This window comes from Stenotrophomonas sp. FSL W7-1447, from assembly GCF_037966425.1.
GTDB classification, from domain to species: Bacteria; Pseudomonadota; Gammaproteobacteria; order Xanthomonadales; family Xanthomonadaceae; genus Stenotrophomonas; species Stenotrophomonas pavanii.
Genome location: NZ_CP150199.1, coordinates 759,831 through 782,683 on the forward strand (window position 1 = coordinate 759,831; position 22,853 = coordinate 782,683).

Consider the following 22,853-nt stretch of genomic DNA (forward strand, 5'->3'; position numbering starts at 1 on the left):
CGGGGTGCCCGGATGCGCCCAGAAGCGCAGGCCGGTCACCTTCCGGTGTCGCAGTCGCCGGCGGTGCACCTGCCGGTCCTGTACACCCAGGTCCTTGAAGGCCTGAGGGTGATCGAAAACGGACGTTATCTGGATGGCACGTTCGGTCGTGGCGGTCATGCACGTGGCGTGCTCACCCAGCTCGGTCCCGAGGGGCGCCTGCTGGTCATGGACAAGGATCCGGAAGCCATCGCCGTTGCCGAGCGCGATTTCGCGCCGGACCCGCGCGTGTCCATCTTCCGTGGCAGCTTCGCCCAGCTGCTGCAGTGGGATGCGACGGCCGAAGGCCTGGATGGCGTGCTGTTCGACCTGGGGGTGTCGTCGCCGCAGCTGGACGTGGCCGAACGTGGCTTCAGCTTCGGCAAGGACGGCCCGCTGGACATGCGCATGGACCCGGACAGCGGTGAAAGCGCCGCGCAGTGGATCAACCGCGTGGAAGAGCGCGAGATCGCTGATGTGCTGTGGACCTATGGCGAAGAGCGGCAGAGCCGGCGCATCGCCCGCGCCATCGTGGCCCGCCGCGAGAAGCAGCCGTTCTCCCGCACCGCCGAACTGGCCGAGCTGATCGCCTCGGTGATGCCGCGTGGGAAGGACAAGATCCACCCGGCCACGCGCAGCTTCCAGGCCATCCGCATCCATATCAACCGCGAGCTGGCCGATCTGGAAGCCGGGCTCGATGCGGCGGTGGAACGGCTCAAGCCCGGTGGCCGCCTGGCGGTGATCAGCTTCCACTCGCTGGAAGACCGCATCGTCAAGCAGTACATGAACCGCCTGGCCAAGGCGCCGCCGGCCAACCGCCGGCTGCCCGAGGCGGTTGCGTTCGTGCCGACGCTGGACCTGATCGGCGGCGCCATCAAGGCCACCGACGAAGAGCTGGCCGCCAACCCGCGTGCCCGCAGCGCCGTGCTGCGCGTGGCACAGAAGCGGGAGGCCGATGCATGAGCCGGCTGCTGCTGATCATCCTGCTGGCCTGCACCGTCGCCTCGGCGATCGGCGTGGTGTTCGTGCGCCACCGCCACCGGCAGACCTTCATCGAGCTGTCGCGTGCCGAGCGCAAGCGCGATGACATCAATCTTGAGTTCGGCCGCCTGCAGCTGGAACAGGCCACCCTGGCCGAAGCCAACCGCGTGGACCGCATTGCCCGAGAGAAGCTCGGCATGAAGTTCCCCGAGGCGGCTGACATCGTGGTGGTGCGCCCATGAGCAAGACCGGCCGCAACCGCCCGCGCAACGCCTTCAACCTGCGCCAGCGCCTGCGCTGGGTCGCGCTGGCGCTCGGCCTGTGCTCGGTGTCGCTGGTCGGTCGCGCGGCCTACGTGCAGATCATCAACAGCGACTTCTACCAGCGCCAGGGCGAGGCCCGCTACCTGCGCGAGCTGCCGATCAAGACCTCGCGCGGCATGATCACCGACCGCAACGGCGAGCCGCTGGCGGTGTCCACCCCGGTCGCCTCGATCTGGGTCAACCCGCAGGACCTGCTGCGTTCGCCCGAGCGCATCCCGGAGCTGGCCCAGGCGGTCGGCATGTCGGTGGATGAGCTGAGCAGCCGCCTGTCGCAGAAGTCGGACAAGGAATTCATGTACCTGCGCCGCCGGATCAATCCGGACGAGGCAGAGAAGGTGGTCGCGCTGAAGATCCCGGGCGTGGCCGCGCAGCGCGAGTTCCGCCGCTTCTACCCGCAGGGTGAGGCGATGGCGCACGTGCTGGGCTTCACCAATATCGACGACCGCGGCCAGGAAGGCCTGGAACTGGCGTTCGACGAATGGCTGCGCGGCAAGCCCGGTGCGAAGCGGGTGATCCGCAACCGCAAGGGCGAGACCGTCGAAAGCGATCTGCTGCGCGCCGCCGAGCCGGGCAAGGACCTGACCCTCAGCATCGACCGTCGCATCCAGTACCTGGCCTTCAAGGAACTGCGCAACGCGCTGGTGGCCAACAAGGCGGCCGGCGGTTCGATGGTGATCATGGACGTGACCACCGGCGAGATCCTGGCCATGGTCAACCTGCCGACCTACAACCCGAACTCGCTGACCGGCGCGATCCCCGATACGCGCCGCAACCGCGCGGTGACCGACCTGGTCGAGCCGGGTTCGACGATGAAGCCGCTGACCATCGCCACCGCGCTGCAGGCCGGGGCGGTGACCAAGGACACCATCATCGATACCAACCCGGGCTATATGACCCTGGGCCGCTTCACCATCCGCGACGTGCCGCGCAACAACGGTGTGCTCAACGTGACCGGCGTGATCACCCGCAGTTCGAACGTGGGTGCGGCCAAGGTTGCGGCGAAGATGCCGGACCAGACCTTCTACGACGGCGTGCGCCGCTTCGGCTATGGATCGGCGCCGCACAGTGGTTTCCCGGGGGAATCGGCCGGCGTGGTGATGCGCCCGGCGCGCTGGTCGGGCACCACCAAGACCACCATGTCCTACGGCTACGGCCTGTCGGTGACGCCGCTGCAGATCGCTACGGCGTATTCGGCGCTGGCCAACGGCGGCAGGTTGATCGCGCCGACCTTCGTCAAGGGCCAGCGCAACGAGGGCCAGCAGATCATCGACGAGAACGTCGCCCGGCAGGTGGTGGCGATGATGGAAACGGTGGTCACCCAGGGCGGTGCCAAGCAGGCGGCCGTGCTGGGCTACCGCGTGGCCGGCAAGACCGGTACCGCGCGCAAGGCCGGCCCCGGCGGTTACGAGCGCGGGCATTACAACGCGCTGTTCGCCGGCGTGGTGCCCGCCACCAACCCGCGCTTTGCCACCGTCATCGTCATCAACGACCCGCAGGCCGGCAAGTTCTACGGCGGCCTGGTCTCGGCGCCGGTCTACCACAACGTGATGGAAGGCACCCTGCGCCTGATGGACGTGCCGCTGGACGACCTGCAGTCGTGGCTGGCCGCACAGCAGTCCGGCAAGGTCGGCCATTCGGCTTCGATCCTGCCTGCGCCGCCGGCCGAGACCGCGCTGCCGGTCGATGCCGCCGCTGAATTCGACGCTGCGCTGCCGAGCGCGCAAGCCCAGACGCCGCCCGCTACGGGAGGCACGCAATGAGTCCTTCGATGTTGCTTTCGCAGTTGCTTCCGGATGTGGCCCTGGCGGGTCATGATCCCGTTCTGACCGGCCTGGTGCTGGACAGCCGTGCCGTGCGCCCCGGTAACGCCTTCGTCGCCATCGCCGGTTTCGGCGCGCATGGCCTGGGCTTTGTCGAGCAGGCGCGCGCTGCCGGTGCCAGTGCCATCCTGTTCGAACCGCCGGCACCGGCCGATCTGCCGGCACCGGCCGATGCGATCGCCGTGCCGGGCCTGCGCGCGCGCATGGGCGCGATGGCCGACCAGTTCCATGGCGCACCGTCGCGGGCAATGGCGATGGTCGGCGTGACCGGCACCAACGGCAAGACCTCCACCGTGCAGCTGCTGGCCCAGGCCTGGCACCTGCTCGGAACGCCCAGTGGCAGTATCGGCACGCTGGGCGCCGGACTTTATGGTGCCGTCGAGCCGACCGGCTTCACCACGCCGCTGGTGCTGCAGATGCATGCGTTGCTGGCCCAGCTGCGCGACGCCGGTGCGCGCGCGGTGGCGATGGAAGTCAGCTCGCATGCGCTCGACCAGGGGCGCGTGGACGCCGTGCACTACGACGTGGCGGTGTTCACCAACCTCACCCGCGACCATCTGGATTACCACGGCGACATGGCCAGCTACGGCGCGGCCAAGGCGCGGCTGTTCCATCGCCCGGGCCTGAAGGCGGCGGTGATCAATCTGGACGATGCCTTCGGCCGCCAGCTGTTCGCGGGCCTGCCGGCCAGCGTGCAGCCGATCGGGCTGAGCTCGCGTGGTGCCGAGGACGCCAGCGTGCGCGCCGAGGCGCTGCAGCTTGACGGTCGTGGCATCGCCTTCGAACTGGTCATCGACGGCCAGCGCGCTGCGGTGCAGTCGCCGCTGCTGGGCCGCTTCAACGTGGACAACCTGCTGGCCGTGGCCGGTACCCTGCACGCGCAGGGGCAGCCGCTGCCGCGTATCGCCGAAGTGCTGTCGGCGCTGCAGCCGATCCGTGGCCGCATGAACCGGCTTGGCGGCGAGAACGGCCTGCCGACCGTGGTGGTCGACTACGCACATACCCCGGACGCGCTGGAGCAGGCGCTGGACAGCCTGCAGGGCCACCTGCACGGCGCGCTGTTCTGCGTGTTCGGCTGCGGTGGCGAGCGCGATACCGGCAAGCGCCCGCAGATGGCGGCGATCGCCGAGCGCCTGGCCAACCAGGTCATCGTCACCGACGACAACCCGCGTGGCGAAGACGGCGACGTGATCGTGGCCGACATCCTGGCCGGCTTCCAGAACGCCGATGCCGTGACCGTGCAGCGCAGCCGCGCGCGCGCGATCGGCCTGGCGGTGAAGCGCGCCGGTGCCGGCGACATCATCCTGATCGCCGGCAAGGGCCACGAGCCGTACCAGGAAGTGAATGGCGTGCGCCATGACTTCGACGACACCGAAGTGGCCGCGGCCGCACTGGCGGCCAAGGCCGGTGTTCTAGAGGCACAGGCCGGGGAGGGCGCCGCATGAAGCGCACCCTGCTTTCGCTGATCGCACACTGGGCCGGCGGCGAGATCCACGGCGACGACGTGGCCATCGATGCGGTCAGCAATGACACCCGCAACCTGGGCCCCGGCAGCCTGTATGTCGCGCTGCGCGGCGAGCGTTTCGACGGCCATGACTTCGCGGCCGACGCGCAGGCGCGCGGTGCCAGTGCGCTGCTGGTCGAGCGCCTGCTGCCGATCGAACTGCCGCAGGTGCTGGTGGCCGACAGCGAACTGGCACTGGCCAGGATCGCCACCGGCATGCAGCGTGACCGTGGCACCGAGGTGTTCGCGATCACCGGCAGCAACGGCAAGACCAGCGTGAAGAGCCTGCTGCTGTCGATCCTGCAGCAGGTGGCCCAGCACGCGCACAAGGTGGTCTACGCCAATCCGGGCAACCGCAACAACGAGATCGGCCTGCCGCTGGCGGTGATCGATGCACCGGAAGATGCCGACTATGCCGTCTACGAGATGGGTGCCGGCAAGCCGGGCGACATCGCCTACCTGACCGACATCGCCCGCCCGCGCTACGCGCTGGTCAACAACATCGCCCCGGCGCACCTGGAGCGGATGGGCAGCCTGCTCGGCGTGGCGGTGACCAAGGGCGCGATCTATGCCGCGCTGCCCGCCGATGGCGTGGCGGTGATCAATGCCGACGATGCGTACGGCCGCTGGTTCGAACAGCATTTTGTCGGCACCCCGGCGCGCTGCCGCGTGCTGCGCTTTGGCCTGGAGCATTCGGCAGACGTGACCGCGCGCGACATCCGCGCCGGTGCGCAGGGCAGCCAGTTCACCCTGGTCGCGCCGGCCGGCGAAGCCCGCGTGGTGCTGGGCCTGCCGGGCCGCCACAACGTCAGCAATGCACTGGCCGCCGCCAGCCTGGCGCTGGCCGCCGGCATCGACCTGGCACGCATCGCGGCAGGCCTGGCCGAGGCCCAGCCGGTGCCGGGCCGCCAGATCGCCCATCAGCTGCGCAGTGGCGCGGTGCTGGTGGACGACAGCTACAACGCCAACCCCGGTTCGCTGGCAGCGGCCATCGATGCCTTGGCCGCCGCGCCGGAAGAGGGCTGGCTGGTGCTGGGCGACATGCGCGAGCTGGGCCCGGATGCCGAAGCGCTGCATGCGCAGGCGGGCCTCCGCGCACGCGCCGCCGGGCTCAAGCGCCTGTATGCGCTGGGTCCGCTCAGCGCCGCCGCCGCTGCCAGCTTCGGCGACGGTGGCCGTCATTTCGCCACCCATGACGCGCTGTCGCAGGCGCTGAAGGACGAGCTGCACGCCGGCGTGCGCTGCCTGGTCAAGGGGTCCCGTGGCAGCGCCATGGACACGATTGTCAAAGCGCTGCTGGCGCAAGGAGAGGAATCCCCGCATGTTGTATGAACTGGCTCGATGGTTGCAGCAGTTGGAGAGCCTGTTCGGGCTGTTCAACTACCAGACGTTCCGCGCCATCCTTGCCGCGCTGACGGCCCTGTTCCTGTCGCTGTGGCTCGGCCCGGCGATGATCCGCAAGCTTGCCCAGTTCAAGGGCGGCCAGCCGATCCGCAAGGACGGTCCGCAGACCCATTTCTCCAAGGCCGGCACGCCGACCATGGGCGGTTCGCTGATCCTGCTCACCGTCACCCTGTCGGTACTGATGTGGGCCGACCTGCGCAACCGCTACGTGTGGCTGGTGCTGGCGGTGATGCTGTGCTTTGGCGCCATCGGCTGGTATGACGACTGGATCAAGATCGTCCGCCGTGACCCGAACGGCCTGAAGTCGCGCTGGAAGTACCTGCTGCAGTCGATCTTCGGCCTGGCCGCGGGCCTGTTCCTGTTCTATACGGCTGACGTGCCGGCGGCGCTGACGTTCTACATCCCGATGTTCAAGTCGGTCGCGCTGCCGCTGGCCGGCATCGGCTTCGTGGCCATCGCCTACTTCTGGATCGTCGGTTTCTCCAACGCGGTGAACCTGACCGACGGCCTGGACGGCCTGGCGATCATGCCCACCGTGCTGGTGGCCTGCGCACTGGGCGTGTTCGCCTACGCCTCGGGCAACGTGGTGTTCGCCAACTACCTGCAGATCCCGCAGATTCCGGGCGCAGGCGAGCTGGTCATCATCTGCGCGGCGATCGCCGGCGCGGGCCTGGGCTTCCTGTGGTTCAACACCTATCCGGCCATGGTGTTCATGGGCGACATCGGTGCACTGGCGCTGGGTGCGGTGCTGGGCACGATCGCGGTGATCACCCGCCAGGAGCTGGTGCTGGTGATCATGGGCGGCGTGTTCGTCATCGAGACGCTGTCGGTGATGATCCAGGTCGCATCGTTCAAGCTGACCGGCAAGCGCGTGTTCCGCATGGCGCCGATCCACCACCATTTCGAACTGAAGGGCTGGCCGGAGCCGCGCGTGATCGTGCGCTTCTGGATCATCTCCGTCGTGCTCGTGCTGATCGGCCTGGCCACGTTGAAGGTGCGCTGAGATGAACGACCTGTCCCGCCAGGCAACACGCCTTGAAGCCATCGAAGGCAGCTACGACAAGTGGCTGCTGGGCGCGATCATCGCGCTCACCGGTGTCGGCGTGGTGATGGTGGCCTCCAGCTCGATCGCGCTGATGAGCAGTCCGTTCTATTACCTCAACCGCCACCTGATCTTCCTGGCGGTGGGTATCGTGCTGGCGGTCATCGCCGCCCGCACCGAGCTGAAGTCGATCGAGCAGTACAACCAGATGCTGCTGCTGGGCTGCTTCGTGCTGCTGCTGGCGGTGTTCGCGCCGGGCCTGGGCAGCACGGTCAACGGCGCACGCCGATGGATCAACCTGGGCATTTCCAAGTTCCAGACGGTCGAGGCGGTGAAGGTGCTCTACATCGTCTGGCTGTCCAGCTACCTGGTGCGCTTCCGCGACGAGGTCAATGCGACCTGGCCGGCGATGCTCAAGCCGCTGGGCGTGGCCGGCGCGCTGGTGGTGCTGCTGCTGCTGCAGCCGGACTTCGGTTCCTCGACCCTGCTGCTGGCGATCACCGCCGGCATGCTGGTGCTGGGCGGGGTCAACATGCCGCGCATGTCGATGCCGGTGATCATCGGCCTGGTCGGCATGAGCGCGCTGGCGATCATCGAGCCGTACCGCATGCGCCGCATCACTTCCTTCCTGGACCCGTGGGCCGACCAGCAGGGCGACGGCTACCAGCTGTCCAACGCACTGATGGCGGTGGGCCGTGGCGAATGGACCGGCGTCGGCCTGGGCAATTCCGTGCAGAAGCTGTACTACCTGCCGGAAGCGCACACCGACTTCATCTTCTCGGTCACCGCCGAGGAATTCGGTTTCCTGGGCACCTGCGTGATCGTGGCGCTGTATGCGCTGCTGGTCGGCCGCACCTTCTGGCTGGGCATGCGCTGCGTGGAAATGAAGCGCCACTTCTCCGGCTACATCGCCTTCGGCATCGGCCTGTGGATCAGCATGCAGACCTTCGTCTCGATCGGCGTGAACCTGGGCATCCTGCCGACCAAGGGCCTGACCCTGCCGCTGATCTCCTCCGGCGGTTCGTCGGTGCTGATGACCTGCGTGGCGATGGGCCTGCTGCTGCGCGTGTCGTATGAACTCAAGCGCGCCGAGCGCCGCCAGGCCGTGCGCATCGGTGGCGCCGAAGACGCCCCGACCGAGCCAGTGGACGCGCCGGCCGCACCGATGGTCACCGGCGTGCCGCTGAGCGCCGCGCCGGTCGCTCCCGCGCCTGCTGCAGCGAACGCCGCGCGCGGCACCAGCCGACTGCAGTCGCGCATCGAACCGACCTTCGGGAGGCTGTCATGAGCGCGGCCACCGATAGCGCGCGTCCGGTGATGATCCTCGCCGGTGGCACCGGCGGCCACATCTTCCCCGGCTTGGCCGTGGCCCGCGTGCTGCGCGGGCGTGGCGTGCCGGTGACCTGGATGGGGGCCGAAGGCGCGATGGAAACGCGCCTGGTGCCGCAGCACGACATTGCCATCGATACGCTGGCCATCACCGGCCTGCGCGGCAAGGGCAAGCTGGCCCTGCTGGCGGCACCGTGGCGGCTGATGCGTGCACTGCGCGCGGCCGGGTTGATCATCCGCAAGCGCCAGCCGCGCGCGGTGGTCGCCTTCGGTGGCTTCGCCTCCGGCCCCGGCGGCATGGCTACGCGCCTGCATGGCCTGCCGCTGATCGTGCATGAGCAGAACCGTGCGCCGGGCCTGACCAACCGCATCCTGTCGCGTTATGCGCGCCGCCTGCTGACCGGTTTCCCGGGCACCTTCGCCCAGCGCGAAGAATTCGTCGGCAACCCGGTGCGTGCGGAAATCGCCGCCATTGCGCCGCCGGAGCAGCGCTTCGCCGACCGTCACGGCCCGCTGCGCGTGCTGGTGGTCGGGGGCAGCCAGGGCGCGCGTGCGCTCAACACCGGCGTGCCGCAGGCGATCGCCGCGCTGGGCGCCGACGTGCCGGTGCAGGTGCGCCACCAGAGCGGCGAGAAGATGCATGCCGAAGCGGTCGAGGCGTATGCCAAGGCCGGCGTGCAGGCTGAGATCACCCCGTTCATCGCCGACATGGCCGAGGCCTTCGCCTGGGCTGACCTGGTCGTCTGCCGCGCCGGCGCGTCCACCCTGGCCGAGCTGTGCGCGGTCGGTGTCGGCAGCGTGCTGGTGCCATTCCCCGCTGCCGTCGACGATCACCAGACCCGCAACGCGGAGTACCTGGTCGAGCGCGGCGCGGCGGTGTTGCTGAAGCAGGACGGAACGCTGGCCGACGGCATCGCCGCACTGCTGCGCGATCTGTCCGAAAATCCCGCCCGCCGCATGCAGATGGCGCAAGCCGCGCGTGCCCTGGCCAAGGTCGATGCCGCCGAGCGCATCGCCGATATCATTCTCGAGGAAGCTGTATGAAGAAGGCATGCCACCGCGCCTGCCCTGCGCGAGGCCGCGCATGATCCGTCGCCTGCACGACACCAACGACCTGGTGCGCGCGTTCCCGCGCGTGCACTTCGTCGGCATCGGTGGCACCGGCATGAGTGGCATCGCCGAAGTGATGCTGACGCTGGGCTACGAAGTGTCCGGCTCGGACAACGCTGACAACGTGGCGACCCGCCGCCTGGCCAGCCTGGGTGCGCGCATCATGCGCGGCCACTCGGCAGCCAACGTGCTGGGCACCGACTGCGTGGTGGTCTCCAGTGCCATCCGCGAGGACAACCCGGAGCTGATGGAAGCGCGCAGCCAGCGCATTCCGATCATGCCGCGCGCGGCGATGCTGGCCGAGCTGATGCGCTTCCGCCGCGGCATCGCCGTGGCCGGTACCCATGGCAAGACCACCACCACCAGCCTGACCGCTGCGGTGCTGAGCGAAGGTGGCCTGGACCCGACGTTCGTGATCGGTGGCCAGCTGCTGGCCGCCGGTGCCAACGCCAAGCTGGGTGGCGGCCAGTGGCTGGTGGCCGAGGCCGACGAAAGCGATGGCAGCTTCCTGCGCCTGAACCCGCTGATGTCGATCATCACCAACATTGATGCGGATCATCTGGAGAACTACGGCAACGATTTCGCCCGCGTGCAGGCGGCGTTCGCCGAGTTCCTGCAGCGCCTGCCGTTCTATGGCCTGGCGGTGCTGTGCATCGATGATCCGGAAGTGGCGGCATTGGCTGCCAAGACCCCGCGCCACGTGATGAGCTACGGCATGAGCCCGCAGGCCGACGTGCGCGCCGAGAACGTGGTGCAGGAAGGCTCGCGCATGCGCTTCACGCTGCGCCTGCCGCAGGGCACCAGCCAGGAAGTGGTGCTGGCGCTGCCGGGCAGGCACAACGTGCTCAACGCGCTGGCCGCCGCGGCGGTGGGCTGGCAGCTCGGCGTTGCCCCGGACGCGATCGCGCGCGCGCTGGAAGGCTTCGCCGGTGTCGGCCGCCGCTTCAACGACCTGGGCGAAGTGACCACCGCCAGCGGTGCCAAGGTGCGCATCATCGACGACTACGGCCATCACCCGAGCGAGCTGGAGGCCGTATTCGCCGCCGCCCGCGGGGGCTGGACCGACAAGCGCCTGGTGGTGGCCTTCCAGCCGCACCGCTACAGCCGTACCCGCGACCAGTTCGACAAGTTCGCCGCGGTGCTGTCCAGCGTCGACGCGCTGGTGCTGAGCGAGGTCTATCCGGCCGGTGAGGAACCCATTGCCGGTGCCGACTCGCATGCGTTGGCCCGCGCCATCCGCGCGCGCGGCCGCAGCGAGCCGGTGGTGGTGGGCAAGGCCGCCGAGCTGGCCAGCGTGCTGCCGGATGTACTGCAGGACGGTGACCTGCTGCTGATGATGGGGGCCGGCGACATCGGTGCCGTGGCTACCCACATCGCGGTGGAAGGCTTCAAGGGGGAGGGCCAGGCGTGAACACGCTGACCTTCCCGCCGCTGCGCGTGACCGACCCGGCCGTGTTCGGCCGCGTCGCCGTGCTGCTCGGCGGCAGCTCCAGTGAACGCGAGGTGTCGCTGGACTCGGGCCGCAACGTGCTCGAAGCCCTGCAGTCGCGCGGCGTCGATGCGTTTGCCGTGGATGGCATCCCGGCGCTGGCCAGCGCGCTGGCCGCCGGTGGCATCGACCGCGTCTTCAACATCCTGCACGGCCACAACGGTGGCGGTGAGGACGGCATCGTGCAGGGCCTGATGGACGCCTTCGGCGTGCCGTATACCGGCTCGGACGTGCTGGGCTCGGCGCTGAGCATGGACAAGATCCGCACCAAGCAGGTGTGGCTGTCGCTGGGCCTGCCGACCCCGCAGTACCGCAAGGTCGACGCCTCGAACGTGCATGCGCTGGCCGCCGAGCTGGGCCTGCCGGTGGTGGTGAAGCCGGCCAACGAAGGCTCCAGCGTGGGCATCAGCCGGGTCACCGACGAGGCGGGCCTGGATGAGGCCGTGGCCCTGGCCGCGCGCTACGACGGCCAGCTGCTGATGGAACAGATGGTGGTCGGCGACGAACTGACCGTGGCCATTCTGGGCGACGTCGCGCTGCCGTCGATCCGCATCGTGCCCAAGGGCCAGTGGTACGACTACAACGCCAAGTACATCGCCGAGGACACCCAGTACCTGTGCCCGGGCCTGGAAGGCGATGCCGAGGACGAGATCCGCCGCATCGCGCTGGCCGCGTTCCGCGCCGCCGGCTGCCGTGGCTGGGGCCGCGTGGACGTGATGCGCGACCGTGCCAGCGGCCGTTTCTTCCTGCTGGAAGTGAACGCCGCGCCGGGCATGACCAGCCATTCGCTGGTACCCAAGGCGGCGCGCCAGGCCGGCATCGGTTTCGAGGAACTGGTGTGGCGCGTGCTGGAACAGACCCTGGAGGCCGCGCACGCATGAACGCGCTGCTGCGCATCTTCGTCTGGCTGTTGGCGCTGTCGGTGGTTGCACTGCCGGTGGTGGCCGTGGTCAATGGCTGGGTCGGCGCCGAGCGCTGGCCGCTGGCGAAGCTGCGCGTGCATGGCGAGTTCAAGCGGGTACCGGCCGAGCAGCTGCAGCAGGTGCTGCTGCCCTATGCGCGCGCCGGGTTCTTCGCGGTCAAGCTGCAGGATGCGCAGGATGCCCTGGAAAAGCTGCCCTGGGTGGAGAGTGCCCAGGTACGCAAGCAGTGGCCGGACGTGCTGGAAGTGACCCTGGTCGAGCACAAGCCGTTCGCACGCTGGGGCACCGACCGCCTGGTGTCCGAGCAGGGCAAGCTGTTCCCCACGCCGAAGAAGCTGTCCGACCTGGCGTTGCCCGAACTGGATGGCCCGGACAGCCAGACCGGAGAAGTGATGAAGCTGTACAGCGACGCACGTGCATTGTTCGCACCGGCCGGCGTCGATGTGCGCCGGGTGACGATGGATGCGCGCGGCAGCTGGTCGCTGGTGCTGAGCAACGGCACCGAAGTGGTGGTCGGCCGTGACGACGCCCGCTCGCGCATGCAGCGCTTCGTCAAGGTGCTGCCGCAGCTCAACCGTCAGGACGCGCCGATCGAGCGCGCCGATCTCCGCTACACCAATGGTTTCACGCTGAGCTGGGGTACCCCGGCCACGCCGGCGAAAACGCCGGCGACCCCGGCCAGAAGCACGCAGGAAAGGACATGAATCGCAAGGGTGACAAATCGCTGATCGTTGGCCTGGACATCGGCACCTCCAAGGTGGTGGCGCTGGTGGGCGAGTATTCGCCGGGCAACCCGATCGAAGTGATCGGCATCGGCTCGCACGAATCGCGCGGGCTGAAGCGTGGCGTGGTGGTGGATATCGAATCGACCGTGCAGTCGATCCAGCGTGCGGTGGAAGAAGCCGAGCTGATGGCCGGCTGCGAGATCCGTTCGGTGTACGCCTCGATCTCCGGCAACCACGTGCAGTGCAAGAACTCGCCGGGCATCGTGCCGATCCGCGACGGCGAAGTGACCTGGGGCGACCTGGATCGCGTGCTCGATGCGGCCAAGGCGGTGGCGATCCCGGCCGACCAGAAGATCCTGCACGCGATCCCGCGCGAGTACGTGCTGGACGATTCGCAGGAGGGCATCCGCAATCCGGTGGGCATGACCGGCGTACGCCTGGAGGTGCATGCGCACCTGGTGGTGTGCGCGCAGTCGGCCGCGGCCAACATCAGCAAGTGCGTGCAGCGCTGCGGCCTGCAGGTGGATGACCTGGTGCTGTCCTCGCTGGCCTCCAGCGTGGCGGTGCTGACCGCCGACGAGCGCGAGCTGGGCGTGGTGCTGGTCGACATGGGCGCCGGCACCACCGACATCGCCGTGTTCGTGCAGGGCGCGATCTGCCACACGGCCTCGCTGCCGATCGCCGGCGACCACGTGACCAACGACATCGCGCACATGCTGCGCACGCCGACCCCGGAAGCCGAGCAGATCAAGGTGCGCTATGCCTGCGCCCTGGCCCAGCTGGCCACCGCCGAAGAGAGCATCCAGGTGCCGTCGGTGGGTGATCGTCCGCCGCGCCGCATGCCGCGCCACTCGCTGGCGCAGGCCGTGCAGGGCCGTTACGAGGAGATCTTCGAGATGGTGCAGGCCGAACTGCGCCGCTCCGGCTTCGAGGAACTGGTGCGCGCCGGCATGGTGCTGACCGGAGGCGCGTCGAAGATGGAAGGCGTGGTCGAACTGGCCGAGGAAATGCTGCAGATGCCGGTGCGCGTGGGCATCCCGCAGCACGTCACCGGCCTGGGCGAAGTGGTCGGCAACCCGGTGCACGCCACCGGCGTGGGCCTGCTGCTGATGGGCAGCCAGATCGAGCACCCGCGGCGGCCGTCGCTGCCGACCGGGCGCGCTGGAAGCATGTTCAAGAAACTCAAGACCTGGTTCCGCGGCGAGTTCTGACGCGGAACCCGCAACACCCGGGTCACCCCGGTGCAACACCCGCAGTACCCGCATCACAACGCAGCAACGCACTACACAACCCACACAGCCGCAACGGCAACATGACACGCGAAGGCAGGAGGCCCGACCGTCCATGCCACCGACAAGCGGATACAACGAGGACACGGACATGGCGCATTTTGAACTGATCGAAAAGATGGCACCCAATGCGGTGATCAAGGTGGTTGGCGTGGGCGGCGGCGGCGGCAACGCCGTGGCGCACATGGTCAACTCGGCGGTGGATGGCGTGGAATTCATCACCGCCAACACCGACTCGCAGGCCATCAAGAACTGCGGTGCCAAGCTGCAGCTGCAGCTGGGTACCAACGTGACCAAGGGCCTGGGCGCAGGCGCGAACCCGGAAGTCGGCCGCCAGGCCGCGCTGGAAGACCGTGAGCGCATCATGGATGCGCTGCAGGGCGCGGACATGGTGTTCATCACCGCCGGCATGGGTGGCGGCACCGGCACCGGCGCTGCGCCGGTGGTGGCACAGCTGGCCAAGGAAATGGGCATCCTGACCGTGGCCGTGGTCACCAAGCCGTTCCCGTTCGAAGGCCGTCGCCGCATGCAGGTGGCGCTGAAGGGCATCGAGGAACTGAGCCAGCACTGCGACTCGCTGATCACCATCCCGAACGAGAAGCTGATCACCGTGCTGGGTCGCAACGCGACCATGATCCAGGCCTTCCGTGCCGCCAACGACGTGCTGCAGGGCGCCGTGCAGGGCATCGCCGACCTGATCGTGCGTCCGGGCCTGATCAACGTCGACTTCGCCGACGTGCGCACCGTCATGTCCGAAATGGGCCTGGCGATGATGGGTACCGGCACCGCCCGTGGCGATGACCGTGCCCAGGCCGCTGCCGAAGCCGCGATCCAGAACCCGCTGCTGGACGATGTGAACCTGGCCGGTGCCAACGGCATCCTGGTCAACATCACCGCCGGCGCCGACTTCACCATGGCCGAGTTCGACGAGATCGGCCGCACCATCGATGGCTTCGCTTCGGAAGACGCCACCGTGGTGGTCGGCACCGTGCTCGATCCGGACATGCAGGACGAAGTGCGCGTGACCGTGGTCGCCACCGGCCTGAACCGCGTTTCGGCCAGCAAGACCCAGCGTCCGGGCGAGCGCGCACCGATCAAGCTGGTCCGCAATGCCACGACCGGCCAGCCGGAGTTCGGCGACTTCGACAACGGCGGCGACGCCGTGTCCAAGGCCGTCGGCGGGATGGGCATGGGCATGGGCCTGCGTCGTGCCAGCAGCGACACCGCGGCGGCGTCCGCACCGTCGGCCCCTGCCGCATCGGCCCCGGCGGCGGCGGAACTGCCGAACGATTACCTGGACATCCCGGCCTTCCTGCGCCGCCAGGCGGACTAAGCGGGGCGGCCCGGGGTTGTCCTCCCCGGGTTGCGCCACCATGTCCTGAAAACGCGGGCGCCGGGCCAGGATGGGCCCGGCCGCCCTGCTTCACGCGCTTTCCAGCGGCGTGCCGGTGGGTCCTGCCGGTGGCTGCCACTGGCGTTTCAGCCAGGGTAGGGGAGTGCGCGTGTTAATCTAATGTGTCACTTCCGGTCCATCCCCCATGATCCAGCAACGCACCCTCAAGAACACGATCCGCGCCACCGGCGTTGGCCTGCACAGTGGTGACAAGGTCTACATGACCCTGCGCCCGGCACCGGTCAACCATGGCATCGTGTTCCGCCGCGTGGACCTGGACCCGGTGGTGGAGGTGCCGGCCAAGGCCGAACTGGTCACCGAAGTGACCCTGTGCACCGGCCTGACCTGCAACGACGCCAAGATCCAGACCGTCGAACACCTGATGTCGGCGCTGGCCGGCCTGGGTGTGGACAACATCATCGTCGAACTGTCCTCGGCCGAGCTGCCGATCATGGACGGTTCGGCCGGCCCGTTCGTGTTCCTGCTGCAGTCGGCAGGCATCGTCGAACAGGATGCGCCCAAGCGCTTCATCCGCGTGCTCAAGACCGTGGAAGTGACCGAGGGCGACAAGGTCGCCCGCTTCACCCCGTACGAGGGCTACAAGCTGGGCTTCACCATCCAGTTCGACCACCCGATGATCCCGGCCAAGCAGTCGCGCCAGGAAATCGAGTTCTCGACGCTGGCCTACACCAAGGAAATCTCCCGGGCGCGCACCTTCGGTTTCATGCGCGACCTGGAATACATGCGCGAGCGCAACCTGGGCCTGGGCGGTTCGATGGACAACGCCATCGTGCTGGACGAGTTCCGCGTGCTCAACGAAGACGGCCTGCGCTATGCGGACGAATTCGTGCGCCACAAGATTCTTGACGCAATCGGCGACCTCTACCTGGCCGGTGGCCAGGTGCTGGGCGCCTATGAGGGCTTCAAGTCCGGCCATGCGCTCAACAACAAGCTGGTGCGGGCCCTGATGGCCGACGCCAGCGCCTGGGAATGGGTCACCTTCGACTCGCCGGCCACCCCGGATCCGGTTGAATACGCCACCCCGGCCTACGCCTGATTCCGTAGATCATTGAATTTAAAGATAAAAACGCCGCCTTTCCGGGCGGCGTTGTTGTTTCCGGCGTCGCCGACGCATTCAGTGCGCTTGGATCGTGTCAGGGCCGGTTGGAGATCACGGTTTTGTGAACCTGTTGGATCGGAAGCCTGAATTTAACGAAAGTTTAACTCCAATCTAACGACAGGCCCCCGGATGGCCGCTAGGATGCGACCCGGCCCCGGAAATGTTTCACGCCGTGGTGACACGCGCGACGGGGAGCGGAGCCGGATGCTCCGTTGCCATCAGGACCGCTTCTTCGGCTTCGAGGGAACGTCCTGCAGGCAAGCCAAGGCGTCGCGTAGCCCTTTGTGCGTGGCGGCTGAAACTGCGTGGGGGCCATTCCGGTTATCGATCGCTGGGGAGCGTGAGGGAGTGGTGGACGCAGTCTTGATGGTCACCCTGGTGGCCTTCAGCCCGATGGAACGGGCCGCGTCGAGCAACTGGGCTTCGGCAAGCCGCAACTTGGCATGCCAGACCGGCGATTCGACGAGAAAAACGAGGTGTTCCCCGTCCACATTGGCCAGCCGGCAGCGGCTGCGCAGAGGTGGCGGCAACTGGGGGCGCAACTGCCGGTCCAGCGCGTCGAGCCACAAGGCCCGACGCAGCGGGTTCCCGCTTTTGTCCGCCATTACCGCATCCAGCGCCGGTTTCGGCACTGACGCGGGGCGAACGCTGGATTTCGGCTCAGACATGAAAACTCACTGATGGCATTCAAAAAGATCGTAATCAAAACGCGTGAAGGACAGGCCAAGGCGTCGCCGATCACGCGTTTGCGGTTCTATTTCGAGGACCGCCCCCGCGCCCTGCTGGGCAGCGTGCTCGGGGTAGGCTGCATTATCGGCCTTGCCGGCGGCATTGGCGCCAGTGCGCTGAATGATTCGCGCCTGCAGGCCAAGGTCGAGCGCCAGGATGCGGAGCTGGCCAAGGTCAAGCGCGATGCGCAGACCCAGGTCAACGCGCTGGCCGCCCGTCTCGGCGAGCTGCAGGCGCAGGCCACCCGCCTGAACGCCCTTGGCGAACGGCTGACCCAGATGGGCAAGCTGGAAGATGGCGAGTTCGACTTCAACGAGACCCCCGGCCTCGGTGATGGCGACGCCGGCGGCCCGACCAGCGACATCCCGGTCAAGGACGTCAACGCCGACTTACAGGTGCTGGAGCAGCGCTTCGCTGCTTCAGGCCGCCAGTTGTCGGTGATGGAATCGCTGATGTTCGACCACCAGCTGCAGCAGAACGCCGTGCCCTCGCGCATGCCGATCCGCAACAGCTACGTGACCTCCGGTTTCGGCACCCGTGCCGACCCGTTCGGCCGCGGCGCCGCCACCCACAAGGGCATGGACTTCCACGCCAAGGTCGGTGATCCGGTGATGGCCGTGGCCGAGGGCGTGGTCAGCTTCGCCGGTGTGAAGGGCGGCTACGGCAATGTCGTCGATGTCGACCACGGTAACGGCTACGTCACCCGCTACGCGCACAATTCGCGCCTGGTGGTGAAGGCCGGTGACCTGGTCCGTGCCGGCCAGGAAGTGGCCAAGGCCGGTTCCACCGGCCGTTCGACCGGTGCCCACGTGCACTTCGAGGTGTGGGAGAACGGCAACGTGGTCAACCCGCGCAAGTTCCTCGGCGACGGCGGCAACACGCCGGTCGGCCGCATCAGCCGCGGCTGATGCCCGGGTCGGATCCGGTTGATCTGGTAGTGCCGGCCGCTGGCCGGCAACCTCATGATCTGCGGCGGCATCGCGTACCCGGCCAGCGGCCGGCACTACCGGGAATGTTCGGATGTCATTGCCGCCAAAGGGTTGAAACCCCTCGCGCCCGTCCCAAGCTACAATGGGTGTTGCCATCGACAGGGCGCCAGGCGCCCTGTTTCGTTTGCGGCGGACGGATCCCCAGGGGGAGGCCGGGCGTCGTGTCCATCCAACCCGGTTCCTTCAATGATCAACAGCCTGCTTACCCGCGTATTTGGCAGTCGTAACGAACGACAGCTGCGCCAGCTCAACCGCATCGTCGCCAAGATCAATGCGCTGGAGCCGGAGATCGAGAAGCTGTCCGACGAGCAGCTTCAGGCCAAGACGCCGGAGTTCAAGCAGCGCATCGCTGGCGGTGAAGCCCTGGACAAGGTGCTGCCGGAAGCGTTCGCGGTCTGCCGCGAAGCCGGCCGCCGCGTGCTGGGCATGCGCCATTACGACGTGCAGCTGATCGGCGGCATGGTGCTTCACCTGGGCAAGATCGCAGAAATGCGCACCGGTGAAGGCAAGACCCTGGTGGCGACCCTGCCGGTGTATCTCAATGCACTGGAAGGCAAGGGCGTGCACGTGGTCACCGTGAACGACTACCTGGCCCGTCGCGACGCCGCGCAGATGGGCAAGCTGTACAACTGGCTGGGCCTGAGCGTGGGCGTGGTGTACCCGGGCATGCCGCACAGCGACAAGCGCGAAGCCTACGCAGCCGACATCACCTACGGCACCAACAACGAATTCGGTTTCGACTACCTGCGCGACAACATGGCGCTGTCCAAGGCCGATCGCTACCAGCGCGGCCTGCACTACGCCATCGTCGACGAAGTCGACTCCATCCTGATCGACGAGGCGCGTACCCCGCTGATCATCTCCGGCCCGGCCGATGATTCCCCGGAGCTGTACATCCGCGTCAACCGCGTCGTGCCGCACCTGGTCAAGCAGGAAGCGGAAGACGGCGAGGGTGATTTCTGGGTCGACGAGAAGGGCAAGCAGGTGCACCTGTCCGAGGCGGGCATGGAGCACGCCGAGCAGCTGCTGGTGGAAGCCGGCATCCTCGACGGCGAGACCGAAGGCCTGTACGCGGCGCAGAACCTGACCGTGGTCCACCACCTCAACGCCGCCCTGCGCGCGCACGCGATCTACCAGCGTGACGTGGACTACATCGTGCGCGACGGCGAAGTGGTCATCGTCGATGAGTTCACCGGCCGCACCCTGGCCGGCCGCCGCTGGTCCGATGGCCTGCACCAGGCGGTGGAAGCGAAGGAAGGCGTGCCGGTCCAGCGCGAGAACCAGACGCTGGCGAGCATCACCTTCCAGAACCTGTTCCGCATGTACAAGAAGCTGTCCGGCATGACCGGTACGGCCGATACCGAAGCATTCGAGTTCCAGAGCATCTACGGCCTGGAAGTGGTGGTGATCCCGACCAACCGCCCGACCATCCGCAAGGACAGCCCGGACCAGGTGTTCCTCAACCGCAAGGGCAAGTTCAATGCGGTGCTGGCCGACATCGAAGAGTGCGCCAAGCGCGGCCAGCCGGTGCTGGTGGGTACCACCTCGATCGAAACCTCGGAAATGCTGTCCGAGCACCTGAGCAAGGCGGGCGTGAAGCACGAGGTGCTCAATGCCAAGCAGCACGACCGCGAAGCGACCATCGTCGCCAACGCTGGTCGTCCGGGCGCGGTGACCATCGCCACCAACATGGCCGGCCGCGGTACCGACATCGTGCTGGGCGGTTCGCTGGAAGCCGAGATCCACGCCCTGGGCGAGGACGCGACCGACGAGCAGAAGGCGGCGGTCAAGGCCGAATGGCAGAAGCGCCACGAGGCAGTGAAGGCGGCCGGCGGCCTGCACATCGTCGGTACCGAGCGCCACGAATCGCGTCGTATCGACAACCAGCTGCGCGGCCGTTCGGGCCGCCAGGGTGACCCGGGTTCGTCCCGCTTCTACCTGTCGCTGGAAGACAACCTGATGCGCATCTTCGCTTCCGACTGGGTGCAGAAGGCCATGCGCATGATGGGCATGAAGGAAGACGACGTCATCGAGGACCGCCTGGTCAGCCGCCAGATCGAAAAGGCGCAGCGCAAGGTCGAGGCCCACAACTTCGACATCCGCAAGAACCTGCTGGACTTCGACGACGTCAACAACGACCAGCGCAAGGTGATCTACGCCCAGCGCGACGAGCTGCTGGACGCCGAGTCGGTGAAGGCTAACGTCGACGGCATCCGCGACGACGTGATCTTCGACACCGTGGCGCGCTTCGTGCCGCCGAACTCGATCGACGAGCAGTGGGACCTGCGTGGCCTGGAAGCGACCCTGGAGTCGGACTTCGGCCTGCAGATGTCGCTGACCGACATGGTCAAGGCGCACGAGGAACTGGACGCGGAGGCCATCGCCGCCAAGGTCCAGGAGCGCGTCAACCAGCACTTCGCCGAGAAGGAAGCCGGCCTGGGCGAAGAGACCATGCGCGCGCTGGAGAAGCACGTGATGCTGACCGTGCTGGACCAGAGCTGGAAGGAACACCTGGCACGCATGGATTACCTGCGCCAGGGCATCTACCTGCGAGGTTACGCGCAGAAGCAGCCGAAGCAGGAATACAAGAAGGAAGCCTTCGAGCTGTTCTCGGACATGCTGGAGAACGTCAAGCGCGAAGTGGTGACCCTGCTGGCCCGCGTGCGCATCCGCAGCGACGAGGAAGTGCAGGCGCTGGAAGCGGCCGAGCGCCAGCAGGCGCAGGCCCGCCTGAGCCAGTCGCAGTTCCAGCACCAGGATGCGGGCGGTTACAGCGCCGACGAGGAAGCCGCGCAGGTGGAAGCCGCCCAGCAGGGCGTGGCCACGCTGCAGCGCGACGAGCCGAAGATCGGCCGCAATGATCCGTGCCCGTGCGGCAGTGGCAAGAAGTACAAGCACTGCCACGGCCAGCTGAGCTGACCCCGGAAGGCCCCGCGCAAGCGGGGCCTTCTGTTTTGGCGCGGGCAATCCGGCGCGGATTCGTGATTGCGCTGGTCGCCCTGTTCTGGGCATGCTGCCCCCATGGTTTCCCCCACCCGATCGATCCACGTTGTCGCTGCCGTCATCACCGACGCCCGCGGCCGCGTGCTGCTCAACCGCCGTACCGAGAACCGCGACATGGCCGGCCTGTGGGAATTCCCCGGCGGCAAGCGCGAATCCGGCGAGACCTCCGAACAGGCGCTGGTGCGTGAACTGCGCGAGGAGCTGGGCATCGAGGCCGATGTCGGGCCGTGGCTGATGGACGTGCCGCAGCGCTACCCCGACAAGCACCTGACCCTGGAAGTGCGCCATGTGCGCAGCTGGAAGGGCACCCCGCGTGGCCGCGAGGGCCAGGCGATCACCTGGGTGGCGCAGGACAAGCTGGGCCGCTACTCGATGCCGCCGGCCGACCTGCCGGTGGTGGCCGCCTTGCGCCAACCGGACCGCTACCTGATCACCCCGGCCCCGGCCGACGATGCCAGCGGCGTGCAGCACTGGCATGACTGCCTGCAGCGCGCGGTCGCGGCGGGCCAGCAGCGCATCCAGCTGCGACTGCCGCCGGAACACCCGCAACGGCAGGCGATGATCGAACAGGCCGTGCGCGCGCATCGTCGCGGCGTGCAGTGGCTGCTCAACCGCGATATCGCGCTGGCACGCTCACTGGGCGTGGGGGTGCACCTGGGCAGCGAGCAGCTGCATGACCTGCAGGAACGGCCCTTGCCGGAGGGGCAGCTGGTCGCCGCGTCCTGCCATGACCTGGACCAGTTGCAGGCGGCGCAGCGGCTGGGCTGCGACTTCGCAGTGCTCGGCCCGGTGCAGGCCACGGCCAGCCACCCCGGGGCAGTGCCGCTGGGCTGGGAGGCCTTCGCCGCACTGCGTGCGCAGGTGTCGCTGCCGATCTACGCCCTGGGCGGCATGGCCGCGGGACACATCACCGAAGCCCGCCGCCATGGTGGGCAGGGGATCGCCGCCATCCGCGGGCTGTGGCCAACGTAACGCCGCGCACGCGGGGTCAGATCCCTGCGCAGCAGGCCTCTGACCCCATGGCCGAGATCCGGGGTCAGAGCCCTTTCCGCTGGAAAGGATCCGGCCCCTTCCGATCACAACGTGATCCAGAAACACCCGTATTGCCGCCGCAACCCCAGCACGGTCGACGCGCGCGACACGCTGCCGGGCAGCGTCTGTTCCAAGCGCAGGCCGATCGGATGGCGCGCCGCAGGCGGCTCGGGGTCGGATTCCTGCGCCGCAGCGCTCTGACCGTCCTCCTGCGAGGCCACCAGCCCCTGTGACGGATACACCGGCACCACGTCCACCAGCGGCCGCCGCGCCAACGATTCCAACTGGCCGAGGATGCGCTGTGCGCCCGCATCGGAAACCGCGCCCCACAGGTACAGTGAGGACAGCCGGTTCACATCGTTGCTGACGATGCCGGTACGCAGCGCCTCCACCAGTTCGCTGAGCCGCCGCGGGCAGCGCGCACCCAGGGTGTCGCGCGGCGGGGTGTTGCCGGCGGGCGCGGGCGGTGGCAATCGTGATCGGGCGCCGACGCTGTCGCAGGGCCGGTCGGTATACACGCTCTGGCCCTGCGCATCGGTGCAGCGGTTCAAGCGCGTGGACTGCGCATGGACAACGCTCGATGCCGAGCACAACGACAGCAGCAACAGGAAGGAAAGCCGGTTCATCGCC

General features: G+C 67.9%; 18 protein-coding genes and 1 pseudogene. 17 read left to right on the top strand and 2 right to left on the bottom strand.

The window, feature by feature from the left end:
- The first annotated feature begins 12 nt into the window (after positions 1-12).
- The 14 genes and pseudogenes from rsmH to lpxC all read left to right on the top strand — a co-directional run bounded on the left by rsmH (position 13) and on the right by lpxC (position 16,407).
- Complete coding sequence (rsmH, locus tag NSQ78_RS03405) at positions 13-981, top strand: 16S rRNA (cytosine(1402)-N(4))-methyltransferase RsmH (protein ID WP_049468237.1); 969 nt, start codon at positions 13-15, stop codon at positions 979-981.
- A complete protein-coding gene (ftsL, locus tag NSQ78_RS03410; RefSeq protein ID WP_005415286.1) occupies positions 978-1,241 on the top strand; it encodes a cell division protein FtsL in 264 nt (87 codons plus the stop codon). The genes rsmH and ftsL overlap by 4 nt, the downstream gene beginning before the upstream one ends.
- On the top strand, positions 1,238-3,082 hold the full coding sequence (locus NSQ78_RS03415; protein ID WP_049406060.1) for a penicillin-binding transpeptidase domain-containing protein: 1,845 nt from the start codon (positions 1,238-1,240) through the stop codon (positions 3,080-3,082). Before ftsL ends, NSQ78_RS03415 begins: the two co-directional genes overlap by 4 nt.
- Positions 3,079-4,587, top strand: coding sequence for a UDP-N-acetylmuramoyl-L-alanyl-D-glutamate--2,6-diaminopimelate ligase (locus NSQ78_RS03420; protein ID WP_053505689.1), 1,509 nt, complete (start codon positions 3,079-3,081; stop codon positions 4,585-4,587). The genes NSQ78_RS03415 and NSQ78_RS03420 overlap by 4 nt, the downstream gene beginning before the upstream one ends.
- Complete coding sequence (gene murF, locus NSQ78_RS03425) at positions 4,584-5,978, top strand: UDP-N-acetylmuramoyl-tripeptide--D-alanyl-D-alanine ligase (RefSeq protein WP_064237665.1); 1,395 nt, start codon at positions 4,584-4,586, stop codon at positions 5,976-5,978. The genes NSQ78_RS03420 and murF overlap by 4 nt, the downstream gene beginning before the upstream one ends.
- On the top strand, positions 5,968-7,053 hold the full coding sequence (gene mraY / locus NSQ78_RS03430; protein WP_033834434.1) for a phospho-N-acetylmuramoyl-pentapeptide-transferase: 1,086 nt from the start codon (positions 5,968-5,970) through the stop codon (positions 7,051-7,053). Before murF ends, mraY begins: the two co-directional genes overlap by 11 nt.
- A gap of 1 nt (position 7,054) precedes the next feature.
- Positions 7,055-8,380 (top strand): putative lipid II flippase FtsW, encoded by a 1,326-nt coding sequence (gene ftsW, locus NSQ78_RS03435; protein ID WP_064237666.1) that lies wholly within the window; start codon positions 7,055-7,057, stop codon positions 8,378-8,380.
- Complete coding sequence (gene murG, locus NSQ78_RS03440) at positions 8,377-9,465, top strand: undecaprenyldiphospho-muramoylpentapeptide beta-N-acetylglucosaminyltransferase (protein ID WP_064237667.1); 1,089 nt, start codon at positions 8,377-8,379, stop codon at positions 9,463-9,465. Before ftsW ends, murG begins: the two co-directional genes overlap by 4 nt.
- Positions 9,466-9,505: 40 nt before the next feature.
- Complete coding sequence (murC, locus tag NSQ78_RS03445; RefSeq protein ID WP_049468223.1) at positions 9,506-10,942, top strand: UDP-N-acetylmuramate--L-alanine ligase; 1,437 nt, start codon at positions 9,506-9,508, stop codon at positions 10,940-10,942.
- Positions 10,939-11,901 carry a D-alanine--D-alanine ligase gene (locus tag NSQ78_RS03450; protein WP_064237668.1) on the top strand — a complete coding sequence of 321 codons (963 nt, stop codon included), beginning with the start codon at positions 10,939-10,941 and terminating at the stop codon, positions 11,899-11,901. Before murC ends, NSQ78_RS03450 begins: the two co-directional genes overlap by 4 nt.
- A pseudogene (locus NSQ78_RS03455) lies at positions 11,898-12,572 on the top strand (cell division protein FtsQ/DivIB); the annotation flags it as partial. The gene NSQ78_RS03450 and the pseudogene NSQ78_RS03455, both read left to right, overlap by 4 nt.
- Before the next feature lie 71 nt (positions 12,573-12,643).
- Complete coding sequence (ftsA, locus tag NSQ78_RS03460) at positions 12,644-13,879, top strand: cell division protein FtsA (RefSeq protein WP_005408083.1); 1,236 nt, start codon at positions 12,644-12,646, stop codon at positions 13,877-13,879.
- Between the two features lie 169 nt (positions 13,880-14,048).
- Positions 14,049-15,290 (top strand): cell division protein FtsZ, encoded by a 1,242-nt coding sequence (gene ftsZ, locus NSQ78_RS03465; RefSeq protein ID WP_049468218.1) that lies wholly within the window; start codon positions 14,049-14,051, stop codon positions 15,288-15,290.
- 205 nt (positions 15,291-15,495) lie between these two features.
- On the top strand, positions 15,496-16,407 hold the full coding sequence (lpxC, locus tag NSQ78_RS03470; protein WP_049468216.1) for a UDP-3-O-acyl-N-acetylglucosamine deacetylase: 912 nt from the start codon (positions 15,496-15,498) through the stop codon (positions 16,405-16,407).
- A 281-nt stretch (positions 16,408-16,688) separates the two neighbouring features.
- On the opposite strand, the gene NSQ78_RS03475 is transcribed toward lpxC, so the two are convergent.
- On the bottom strand, positions 16,689-17,138 hold the full coding sequence (locus tag NSQ78_RS03475; protein WP_032956682.1) for a DUF721 domain-containing protein: 450 nt from the start codon (positions 17,136-17,138) through the stop codon (positions 16,689-16,691).
- 12 nt (positions 17,139-17,150) lie between these two features.
- Here NSQ78_RS03475 and NSQ78_RS03480 point away from each other — a divergent pair, with 12 nt between their 5' ends.
- From NSQ78_RS03480 to NSQ78_RS03490, 3 genes are all read left to right on the top strand, one after another.
- A complete protein-coding gene (locus tag NSQ78_RS03480; RefSeq protein WP_053462174.1) occupies positions 17,151-18,107 on the top strand; it encodes a M23 family metallopeptidase in 957 nt (318 codons plus the stop codon).
- A 267-nt stretch (positions 18,108-18,374) separates the two neighbouring features.
- Positions 18,375-21,107, top strand: coding sequence for a preprotein translocase subunit SecA (gene secA / locus NSQ78_RS03485; RefSeq protein WP_064237669.1), 2,733 nt, complete (start codon positions 18,375-18,377; stop codon positions 21,105-21,107).
- A gap of 102 nt (positions 21,108-21,209) precedes the next feature.
- Positions 21,210-22,163, top strand: a complete 954-nt coding sequence (locus NSQ78_RS03490) for a Nudix family hydrolase (protein ID WP_064237670.1) — start codon at positions 21,210-21,212, stop codon at positions 22,161-22,163.
- Positions 22,164-22,267: 104 nt separating this feature from the next.
- Here NSQ78_RS03490 and NSQ78_RS03495 read toward each other — a convergent pair whose 3' ends face one another.
- The gene (locus tag NSQ78_RS03495; RefSeq protein WP_053505683.1) at positions 22,268-22,849 is read right to left on the bottom strand and encodes a DUF4124 domain-containing protein; all 582 of its coding nucleotides are present in this window, start codon (positions 22,847-22,849) and stop codon (positions 22,268-22,270) included.
- Positions 22,850-22,853 lie beyond the last annotated feature (4 nt).

Bases quoted from the DNA above. Each gene is read 5' to 3' on its own strand.
- mraY (WP_033834434.1), top strand. From the start codon at position 5,968: ATGTTGTATGAACTGGCTCGATGGTTGCAGCAGTTGGAGAGCCTGTTC.
- secA (WP_064237669.1), top strand. From the start codon at position 18,375: ATGATCAACAGCCTGCTTACCCGCGTATTTGGCAGTCGTAACGAACGA.
- NSQ78_RS03420 (WP_053505689.1), top strand. From the start codon at position 3,079: ATGAGTCCTTCGATGTTGCTTTCGCAGTTGCTTCCGGATGTGGCCCTG.
- NSQ78_RS03490 (WP_064237670.1), top strand. From the start codon at position 21,210: ATGGTTTCCCCCACCCGATCGATCCACGTTGTCGCTGCCGTCATCACC.
- NSQ78_RS03415 (WP_049406060.1), top strand. From the start codon at position 1,238: ATGAGCAAGACCGGCCGCAACCGCCCGCGCAACGCCTTCAACCTGCGC.
- ftsL (WP_005415286.1), top strand. From the start codon at position 978: ATGAGCCGGCTGCTGCTGATCATCCTGCTGGCCTGCACCGTCGCCTCG.
- NSQ78_RS03495 (WP_053505683.1), bottom strand. From the start codon at position 22,849: ATGAACCGGCTTTCCTTCCTGTTGCTGCTGTCGTTGTGCTCGGCATCG.
- ftsW (WP_064237666.1), top strand. From the start codon at position 7,055: ATGAACGACCTGTCCCGCCAGGCAACACGCCTTGAAGCCATCGAAGGC.
- murF (WP_064237665.1), top strand. From the start codon at position 4,584: ATGAAGCGCACCCTGCTTTCGCTGATCGCACACTGGGCCGGCGGCGAG.
- ftsA (WP_005408083.1), top strand. From the start codon at position 12,644: ATGAATCGCAAGGGTGACAAATCGCTGATCGTTGGCCTGGACATCGGC.
- rsmH (WP_049468237.1), top strand. From the start codon at position 13: ATGCGCCCAGAAGCGCAGGCCGGTCACCTTCCGGTGTCGCAGTCGCCG.
- ftsZ (WP_049468218.1), top strand. From the start codon at position 14,049: ATGGCGCATTTTGAACTGATCGAAAAGATGGCACCCAATGCGGTGATC.
- NSQ78_RS03480 (WP_053462174.1), top strand. From the start codon at position 17,151: ATGGCATTCAAAAAGATCGTAATCAAAACGCGTGAAGGACAGGCCAAG.
- lpxC (WP_049468216.1), top strand. From the start codon at position 15,496: ATGATCCAGCAACGCACCCTCAAGAACACGATCCGCGCCACCGGCGTT.
- NSQ78_RS03475 (WP_032956682.1), bottom strand. From the start codon at position 17,138: ATGTCTGAGCCGAAATCCAGCGTTCGCCCCGCGTCAGTGCCGAAACCG.
- murC (WP_049468223.1), top strand. From the start codon at position 9,506: ATGATCCGTCGCCTGCACGACACCAACGACCTGGTGCGCGCGTTCCCG.
- murG (WP_064237667.1), top strand. From the start codon at position 8,377: ATGAGCGCGGCCACCGATAGCGCGCGTCCGGTGATGATCCTCGCCGGT.